This window comes from Oleiphilus sp. HI0125 (assembly GCF_001635355.1).
In genome coordinates this window covers 1-1007 of the sequence record NZ_LWGF01001093.1, presented here as the reverse complement: position 1 = coordinate 1007, position 1007 = coordinate 1, and the positions used below count along the sequence as shown (strand labels likewise).

Here is a 1007-nt window from a genome sequence, read left to right as displayed (position 1 = left end):
GTAGGGATACCACCCATCATGTAGTGACAAGTTGGAACAACAGGAACCGGCGCTTTCACTGGATCAACGTGCGCAAATGTCTTCGACAATTCACAAATACCAGGAAGGCGCAAATTCAAGGTCTCTTCACCCAGGTGATCAAGCTTAAGAAGAACGTGGTCTTTCTTCGGACCACAGCCACGACCTTCAAGAATCTCCATCACCATAGAGCGCGCAACAACATCGCGTCCAGCAAGGTCTTTAGCATTCGGCGCATAACGTTCCATGAAACGCTCACCTTCACTGTTAATCAAGTAACCGCCTTCACCACGACAACCTTCAGTAACGAGAGTACCCGCGCCATAAATACCAGTCGGGTGGAACTGCCACATTTCCATGTCTTGACCATGGAAGCCTGCACGCAATGCCATACCCATGCCATCACCAGTATTGATCAATGCATTCGTAGTCGATTCATAAATACGACCAGCACCGCCTGTCGCCATGACAGTCGCTTTCGCTTTGATATATACCGTCTCACCAGTTTCGATACAGATAGCGATAACGCCTACAACAGCACCTTTCTGGTTCTTAACCAAATCTACCGCATACCATTCATTAAGGAATGTCGTTCCACCTTTCAAGTTACCTTGATAGAGCGCATGCAACAAAGCGTGACCAGTACGGTCAGCCGCTGCGCAAGTACGTGCCGCTTGAGTTGGGTTGTCAGGCCCTTTTGATTGACCGCCAAACGGACGCTGGTAGATACGACCTTCTTCTGTTCGAGAGAAAGGAAGTCCCATATGATCAAGCTCGAAAACCGCTTGAGGGCCAACTGAACACATGTACTCAATCGCGTCTTGGTCACCGATGTAATCAGACCCTTTAACAGTGTCATACATATGCCAACGCCAATCATCGTTTGGGTCCGCACTTGCAATAGCGCAAGTGATACCACCTTGAGCAGAAACCGTGTGCGAACGCGTAGGGAATACTTTAGTGATACAAGCAGTCTTAACGCCAGATTC

1 protein-coding gene is annotated in these 1007 nt (G+C 48.8%); it reads right to left on the bottom strand.

Features of this window, described 5'->3' with window-relative positions; all coding sequences use genetic code 11:
* Positions 1-1007: FAD-binding protein (locus tag A3762_RS18905; RefSeq protein WP_156493590.1), on the bottom strand; the 1007-nt coding region annotated here is incomplete at both ends.